This window comes from Paraburkholderia sp. SUR17, from assembly GCF_029536165.1.
GTDB lineage: Bacteria > Pseudomonadota > Gammaproteobacteria > Burkholderiales > Burkholderiaceae > Paraburkholderia > Paraburkholderia kururiensis.
In genome coordinates this window covers 3,092,234-3,100,484 of sequence record NZ_CP120509.1, presented here as the reverse complement: position 1 = coordinate 3,100,484, position 8,251 = coordinate 3,092,234, and the positions used below count along the sequence as shown (strand labels likewise).

Below are 8,251 nucleotides of genomic sequence, written 5' to 3'. Positions count from 1 at the left end.
GCGAGTCTCCTTGGCCTCGATGGGCGGCAAGCGTTGGGTGTCACGCGTGGGTGTCACGCGGGGTGTCACGTGTTGAGTGCACCCGTCATGTCACGCAGATCGCCTCAGCAAGGCGTGTTCCCTGCGTACCTCCCGTACCGTCTTCACGACCCCACGTGCTGTGCCGAATGCACGCCTGGGCCGTATCCAGGCAATGCCCGCGCTTCATCGTCTCGCGACACCTTCAGTGCCTGCGCCAGCGCCATTGCGAACCCCGCGATCGTGCCCGGGTTGCTGGGGTTACGCCGCACACCCACCCGCAGCACAGCGCATACCCGCCCCTGCCCACCCCGCATGCGAGGAACGCCCCTTGCAACGCGCGCTTTATCTGAACCCCAACGGAACCCTTCGACGGACCCTCTGGAGCCTTCATGCCCTCGTTGTTGCAGCCCGGCACGACCTGCCGTTGCATTCGCCGCGCGCACCGCCTGCGCGTGCTGGTGGACGCCGCCGCGTATTTCGCCGCCGTGCGGCACGCCATTGCGCGTGCAGAGCACAGCGTCTTTATCGTCGGCTGGGACATCGATAGCCGATTGCAACTTGTGCCGTGCAACGGCCACGAACAGCCGCCCGACGGTCTGCCCGCGCCGCTCGCCGACTTCCTCTGCGCGGTCGCAGAGCGCAATCCGCACGTGCGCATCCACGTGCTCGCCTGGGACTTCGCGATGCTCTATGCACTGGAGCGCGAGTGGCTGCCGTCGTACCGGCTCGGCTGGCGCACGCATGCGCGCGTACGGTTCCGGCTGGACGGGCAGCATCCCGTGGGCGGCTCGCATCATCAGAAGATCGTCGTGGTGGACGACCGGCTCGCGTTTGTGGGCGGCATCGACCTCACGCGTTCGCGCTGGGACACACCCGCCCACGCGCCGGACGAACCGTTGCGCCGCAACGCCCATAGCGGACGCAAAGGCCGCCAACGGCGCGCGCAACCCTACGCGCCCTTCCACGACATTCACACCATGTTCGACGGCGAAGCGGCAGAAGCCATTGCCGAACTGGTGCGCGAGCGCTGGCTGCGGGCCTTCGGCAAAACGAAGGCGCAGGCGGCAACGCCAGATTCGCCGCCCGTCGCACCCGCGTCTGCGCACACGCCGCAGCAACACGATGCGTCGTCCAACGCCTGGCCGCCCTTCGAGCCTGCCGACTTCGAGAACGTGGACATCGGCATCGCCCTCACCGAACCCGCGTTCAGCGGCCGGGCGCCGGTGGGAGACATTCGCGCGCTCTATCTCGCGGCCATCGCCGCGGCGCGCGAGAACATCTACATCGAGAACCAGTACTTCACGGCGAGCCCCGTGGGCACGTCGCTGGTCGCACGGCTCACGCAACCCGAAGGGCCGGACGTGGCTGTCGTCGCACCGCGCGCGCAGACCGGCTGGCTTCAAACCATGACGATGGGCGTGCTGCGCGCGCGGCTCTACCGCATGGTGAAGGGCGCCGACGACCACGGCCGCCTGCGCCTCTACTACCCGCACGTCGACGGCCTGGGCGACGGCTTCGTCAACGTGCACAGCAAGCTCATGACCGTGGACGACGAACTGCTCTTCGTGGGCAGCGCGAATCTCAACAACCGGTCCATGGTGCTCGACACCGAATGCAACATCGCGCTCGAAGCGCGCGGCGACCCGCGCATTCGCGCCGCCATCGCGCAGGTGCGCAACCGGCTGCTTGCCGAACACCTCGACGTGTCTCTCGCCGACGTCGAGCGCGCCTTCCAGACGCACGGCCGCCTGCACGCGGTAATCGAAGCGCTGCGCCACGAAGGGCGCGCGCTCGTGCCGTTCGACCCGGAAGTGGAGCCCGAGATAGACCGCCTCGTGCCCGAAGAAGCGCTCATCGACCCCGAAAAACCGGCCTCGCCCGACGAACTCATGCGCGAGTTCGTGCCCGGCGGCCAGAGCCGTTCGCTCTCCGCGCGCCTGTTGGTTCTGGGCGGCCTCGCGCTCGGCGTCGTGGCGCTCGCGCTGTTGTGGCACTTCACGTCGCTGCGCCATGACCTAAACTTCACGGCGCTCACGCAGACCGCCACGGCCATCGGAGACTCGCGCTTCGGCCCCGTGCTGATCGTGGGCGCGTATGCGCTGGCGGCCATTGTGTCGGTGCCCATCACGGTGCTGATCGCGCTGGCCGGTTTCGTGTTCGGTCCCGGCGCGGGCAGCGCCTATGCGTTGACGGGCACGCTGATCGCAGCGCTCGTCACCTACGGCGCAGGCGTCTGGCTGGGGCGCGACGCCGTGCGGCGGCTCGCCGGCGCGCGGCTCAACCGGCTCTCGGAACGGTTGGGGCGCCAGGGGCTGGTCGCGGTCGTGATCCTGCGCGTGCTGCCGCTTGCGCCGTTCACGCTGGTGAATCTGGCTGCGGGCGCCTCGCACATCGGCCTGCGCGATTTTCTGGTGGGCACCGCACTCGGCATGGGGCCGGGCATCGTGCTCGCAACCTCGTTCGCGCATCAGTTGGTGGCCACCGTGCGGCATCCCAGCGCGGGCTCCATCGGGCTGCTCGCGGCCATCGGCGTGGTGCTGGTGGCGCTTTCGTTCGCGCTGCAGCGCTTCTTCACGAGGGGCCGATGAAAGCCGGCACGGAATCGACCCCGCTCGCTGCACCCATGCGCGACGATCCCGCCTCGCTCGCGGGCAACGACGACCACGCACGCGCCGCCGAACTGCGCATCGCCACCTGGAACATCCACGGCGCGACCGGCGCGGACCGCGTGCAGTCGGCCGAGCGCATCGCGGCTGTGATCAGCGAACTGGACGCGGACATCGTCGCGCTGCAGGAAGTGCCGCTGGGCGACGCCAGGGCGCCGAACGCGCTCGACGTATTGCGCGCCGCCACGGGCCTCAACGCGGTGGAGGGGCCGACGCTCGACACACCGCGCCGCCGCTTCGGCAATGCCGTGCTTTCGCGGCTGCCGGTGCACGCCGCACGCACGCTGGACCTCTCGTTCGGGCAGCGCGAGCCGCGCGGCGCGCTCGACGTGGACCTCCGTCATCGCGGCGAAACGCTTCGCGTGGTGGCCACGCACCTGGGCCTCTCGGCGCGCGAGCGGCGCGCGCAGATCCACCGTCTGCTGTCCGCGTTCGACCGCCCCGACCTGCCTGTCATCCTGCTCGGCGACATCAACGAATGGTTCGTGTGGGGCCGCGCGCTTCGCATGCTGGTGGAGCACTTCCGCGCCGCACCCGCGCCGCGCACGTTTCCGGCGCGTTGGCCCGTGTTCGCACTGGACCGTATCTGGATGCACCCGGGCGAACGGCTCATCGACGTGCGCGTGCATGCCAGCCCGCTCGCGCGCATTGCGTCGGACCATCTGCCGCTCGTTGCACGCATCGTGGCAAGCCCGGCGCGCTCGGCTAAGCAACCCGACGAAGCCGGGCGCGCCGCTTGCTGAAGCAACGTCGGGCTTCATTCGTAGACCCGTTCATTTGAAGGAGCGCTGTCATGGCCAATCGCCAATCGAAAGCTGACGAAAACGCACCGCTGCAACCCGGCACCGACAAACAGACCGGCACGGGCACGTTCAAGACCGACGTCTCCGAAACGGACGACGAAGGCACGAACGTGCGCGAAGCCGAAGTGCGCGAGGACGATCTCTCCGAAGTCCGCCCCTCTGAAGGCGAACGCGACGGCGGATCGAGCCAGTCGCATTGAGGCGGCTTGTGATCTCGCGCTAGTTAGAGCGGATGAGTGACGAGCACAACCCTGGACAAAACCAGGGCCACGACGCATGGCGACCCGCTGCGAACCCATGGGTGATCGCCATCGTCGTCACGCTTGCGGCGTTCATGGAGGTGCTGGACACGACCATCGTGAACGTCGCGCTGCCGCACATTGCGGGCACGATGTCGGCGAGCTATGACGAGGCCACGTGGACGCTTACCTCGTACCTCGTCGCCAACGGCATCGTGCTGCCCATTTCGGCGTTCTTTGCGCGGCTGCTCGGCAGAAAGCGCTACTTCCTGATCTGCATTGCGGCCTTCACGGTGTGCTCGTTCCTGTGCGGCATCGCGACGAACCTGGGTCAGCTGATCGTCTTTCGCGTCTTGCAGGGCTTCTTCGGCGGCGGGCTGCAACCGAACCAGCAGTCCATCATTCTCGATACGTTTCCCCCCGAAAAACGCGGGCGGGCGTTCTCGATCTCGGCGGTGGCCATCGTCGTCGCGCCCGTGCTGGGGCCGACGCTGGGCGGCTGGATTACGGACAACTTCTCGTGGCGCTGGGTGTTTCTGCTCAACGTGCCGGTGGGCATTCTCACGACGCTCGGCGTCATGCAACTCGTGGAAGACCCGCCGTGGGAGCGGCGCGCAAGCGGCCGACTCAGCATCGACTACATCGGCATCGGGCTCATTGCGATTGGCTTGGGGTGCCTGCAAGTCATGCTGGACCGCGGCGAAGACGACGACTGGTTCAGTTCGCCGTTCATTCGCATCTTCGCAGCGCTGGCGGCGGCCGGCATGGCGGGCGCGGTGGCGTGGCTCTTGTACACGAAGAAGCCGGTGGTGAACCTGGCCTGCCTGCGCGACCGCAACTTCGCGCTAGGCTGCGCAACGATTGCGGCCTTCGCGATGGTGCTCTACGGCAGCGCGGTACTGGTGCCGCAACTCGCGCAGCAGCAGCTTGGCTACACGGCTACGCTTGCGGGTCTCGTGCTCTCGCCGGGCGCGTTGCTCATTACGATGGAGATACCCATCATCAGCCGGCTCATGCCGCACATCCAGACGCGCTGGCTGATCGCAACCGGCTTTCTGTTGCTCACGGTGGCGCTCGCGTATTCGCACATGCTCGTGCCGAACGTGGACTACGCCACGCTCGTGAAGATGCGCAGCGCGCAGTCCATTGCCATCGGCTTTCTGTTCGTGCCCATCACGACGCTCGCGTATCAGACCGTGCCGCGCGAACTCAACAACGACGCCTCCGCGCTGCTCACCATGTTCCGCAACGTGGCGGGGTCCATCGGCATTTCGCTTTCCACGGCAATGATCCGCGAGCGGGCGCAGGCGCGCATGGCGCATCTTTCTGAACATCTCTCGCCGTTCTCGCAGGACTACCAGGACGCGTTGCAGCGCTCGGCCCACACGATCACGGACCTCACGGGCCAGCCTCCTGCTCAGGCGCTGCAAACCGCCACGGGCCGCCTTTACGAGACGTTCGTTTCGCAGGCCACGATCCTCGCGTACCTCGACGTATTCGCGATGCTCGCCGTGTTCTGCCTGCTGTGCCTGCCGCTGTCGTTCTTCTTCTCCCCGGTGAAAGCCGCCGGCGGGGCGGGTGGGCACTGACATGACGCGGCACCGTTCTTTCAGCGGACAACGAGCGCGGACAAGCGCAGCGGCATGCACGCTTGCAGTTGCCACGTTGCTGCTCGTGAGCGCCTGCACGGTGGGCCCCGACTTCAAATCGCCAACAGCCAACGTGCCCGGCCAGTGGCACGACGTGCAGCGCGAGGCGTCTGCTACGTCGGCGACCTCTGCGGCTTCAGCAACAGCGCCAACCTCGCAGACACCCGACCCGCCGCATGTCGAAGGCGCGCATCCCCATTCGTCGCCCACCACGGATTCGGACCCTGACCCGCGCTGGTGGCACACCTTCCAGGACCCGACGCTCGACGCGCTGATCGATCGCGCTGTCCGCGACAACCCCGACCTCCAGCAAGCCGTGTTGCGCATTGCAGAGGCGCGCTCGCAAGCGCAGTCCGCCGCGGCGCAGGGCCTGCCGAACGTGCGCGCAACGGCCAGCTACACGCGCGAGCAACTCGGCATCAAAGGCCTGCTCGAAGAACAGAACGCCTACAGCGCCGTGAACCGGCTCGGGCAGCGCGGCGGCCCTTCGGTGCAACGCGGCGCGAACCAGTTCCTCGATCAGCTCACGTCGCCGGTGAATCTCTGGCAGGTGGGCTTCGACGCCTCGTGGGAAGTGGACCTGTTCGGCCGCGTGCGGCGGTCTTTGGAAGCCGCGAACGCGCAGACCGAAGCCGCGATGGAAAGCCACAACGACGCACTCGTTTCGCTCGAAGCCGAGGTCGCGCAAACCTACGCGCAATTGCGCGGCGCGCAGCAGCTTCGGCAAATCACGAGCGACCTCGTGAACCAGCAGCGCGAAATCGTGACGCTCGTGCAGAGCCAGGCGAGCGTGGGCATCACGAGCCAGATGGATGTGCAGAACGCTTCGGCGCAACTGGCGCAGACCGCAGCGCAATTGCCGCTCTACGACCAGCAGATTGCGCAGGCGCTCAACGGTCTCGCGTATCTGGCGGGCGAGGCGCCGGGCGCGCTCGATGCCGAATTGCAGACGCCCGGCGCGGTGCCGCCCGTGCCGCCCACGGTGCCGGTCGGCCTGCCCTCCACGCTTGCGCGCCGCCGCCCCGACGTGCGCCGCGCCGAAGCCGAATTGCACGCCGCCACCGCGGACGTCGGCGTGGCCGTCGCGCAGTTCTACCCCGACATTTCGCTCACCGGCCAGGTGGGCACGCGCGCGGGCCACGCAGACAACCTCGCCCGCTGGTCGCATCTGTTCTATTCGTTCGGACCGGCCATTTCGCTGCCTATCTTCGAAGGCGGGCAGCTCGTGTCGAACCTGCGACTGAGCGAGGCGCGCCAGGCGGAAGCGGCACTCGCCTGGCGCAGCGCCGTGCTCGTGGCGCTGCGCGACGTGGACAACGCACTCGCCGTCTATCGCACCGACCAGGCACGCCGCGACTCGCTCAACGACAGCGTGGCGGCCCAGCAAGCCGCATTCGACCTGGCACGCGATAGCTATCGCAAAGGTCTGGTCACGTTCATCAACGTGCTGGACGCGGAACGCCAGCTCGCCCAGGGCAGGCAGCAGGCCGCTCAACAAACCATGCAGGTGACGACGGATCTCGTCGCGCTGTACAAGGCGCTCGGGGGCGGGTGGCAGACGGCGGCGTCCGCGGGTTCGGCGGCGTCAGCAGATCCGGTGCCGTCAGCGCACGCGCCGCAACCAGCGGGCTCGCCGCTGTCGTCACTCTCCGCTTCGCCGCCGCGGGCGGCACAGCCTCCACGCTTCGCGCGATCCATGCCGTCCGCGCAGGCCGCACCGTCCACGCAATCCGCACCGTCTCTCGCATCGAAACCGCAGCCATGACCCTGCCTTCTCCCTCAACGTCGTCCGTGCCGCGCATCACGGTGGTCGTGCTCACGCACAACCGCGTGCACGAAGTGACGGAAACCGTGGCGCGGCTGCTTGCGCTGCCCGAACGTCCGCCCGTGATCGTCGCGGACAACGGCTCCACGGACGCCACCGTCGAAACCCTGCGCGCACGCTTTCCCTCCATGCGAGTCGTTGAGTGCGGCGCGAATCTGGGCGCTGCGGGCCGCAATCACGCCGTGGCCGTCGCCGAAACCGACTACGTCGCCTTCAGCGACGACGACACCTGGTGGGAACCGGGCTCGCTCGCCCACGCAGTGCGCGTGCTGGACGAATCCCCGCAGGTCGCCGTGCTCAACGCGCGCGTGGTGGTGGGCGAAAACGAACGCGCCGACGCCACCTGCGAGCGCATGAGCGCGAGCCCGCTCGACAGCGCGGGCTTACCCGGTCCGCTGCTGACGGGCTACATGGCAGGTGCCTGTGTGTTCCGGCGCGCGGCGTTTCTCGAAGTGGGCGGCTATGAGCCGCGGCTTTTCATCGGCGGCGAAGAAGAACTCGTCTCGCTCGATCTGCTCGCGCGCGGACACGCCATGGTCTATTGCGACCGGCTCGTGGTGCATCACCATCCGTCGCCGGCACGCGATGCGGGTTTGCGGCGTCGCATGCTGGCGCGCAACGCGGCGTGGGTGGCCTGGCTGCGCCTGCCGCTGCCGATAGCGCTCAAGGCCACGCTGAAGGCGCTGCGCGTGCTGCTGCACGAGCGGGCGTTGTGGCGCGATGCGCCGCGGCTCGTGAGCGGCATTGCGTGGGCATGCAGCCGCCGACGCGTGGTGCCGCCCCACGTGCTCGCCATGCGGCGCGCAGTGCGCAACGCCGAACGCACTGCGGACTGGCTCGCGAGCCGCAACGCGGCGTGGCTGCGCACGCGCCGCGCGGCGGGCGGAGGCGCTTCGGATGCTTCGGGCGTTTCGGACGCTCCGAGCACTTCGGGCACTTCGGGCACTTCGAGCACTTCGAGCACTCCGAGCACTCCGGGCGCTCCCAGCACTTCGAGCCATTCGGGCACTTCGACCGCCCCGCACCGGCGCGCCTGATGCCACACGTG

The 8,251-nt window shown here is 68.2% G+C and carries 6 protein-coding genes; all 6 read left to right on the top strand.

Features of this window, described 5'->3' with window-relative positions; translation table 11 throughout:
- Positions 1-410: 410 nt before the first annotated feature.
- From P2869_RS31090 to P2869_RS31065, 6 genes are read left to right on the top strand one after another with little or no spacing between them, the layout of a single operon-like run.
- On the top strand, positions 411-2,609 hold the full coding sequence (locus P2869_RS31090) for a VTT domain-containing protein (RefSeq protein WP_277599010.1): 2,199 nt from the start codon (positions 411-413) through the stop codon (positions 2,607-2,609).
- 35 nt (positions 2,610-2,644) lie between these two features.
- Positions 2,645-3,430 carry an endonuclease/exonuclease/phosphatase family protein gene (locus P2869_RS31085; protein ID WP_277599884.1) on the top strand — a complete coding sequence of 262 codons (786 nt, stop codon included), beginning with the start codon at positions 2,645-2,647 and terminating at the stop codon, positions 3,428-3,430.
- 50 nt (positions 3,431-3,480) lie between these two features.
- Positions 3,481-3,690 carry a hypothetical protein gene (locus tag P2869_RS31080; protein ID WP_017774181.1) on the top strand — a complete coding sequence of 70 codons (210 nt, stop codon included), beginning with the start codon at positions 3,481-3,483 and terminating at the stop codon, positions 3,688-3,690.
- Between the two features lie 32 nt (positions 3,691-3,722).
- On the top strand, positions 3,723-5,318 hold the full coding sequence (locus P2869_RS31075) for a DHA2 family efflux MFS transporter permease subunit (RefSeq protein WP_277599009.1): 1,596 nt from the start codon (positions 3,723-3,725) through the stop codon (positions 5,316-5,318).
- A 1-nt stretch (position 5,319) separates the two neighbouring features.
- Positions 5,320-7,143: an efflux transporter outer membrane subunit gene (locus P2869_RS31070; RefSeq protein ID WP_277599008.1), complete on the top strand. Its 1,824-nt coding sequence runs from the start codon at positions 5,320-5,322 to the stop codon at positions 7,141-7,143.
- The gene (locus tag P2869_RS31065) at positions 7,140-8,240 is read left to right on the top strand and encodes a glycosyltransferase (protein ID WP_277599007.1); all 1,101 of its coding nucleotides are present in this window, start codon (positions 7,140-7,142) and stop codon (positions 8,238-8,240) included. Before P2869_RS31070 ends, P2869_RS31065 begins: the two co-directional genes overlap by 4 nt.
- The last annotated feature ends 11 nt before the right edge of the window (positions 8,241-8,251 follow it).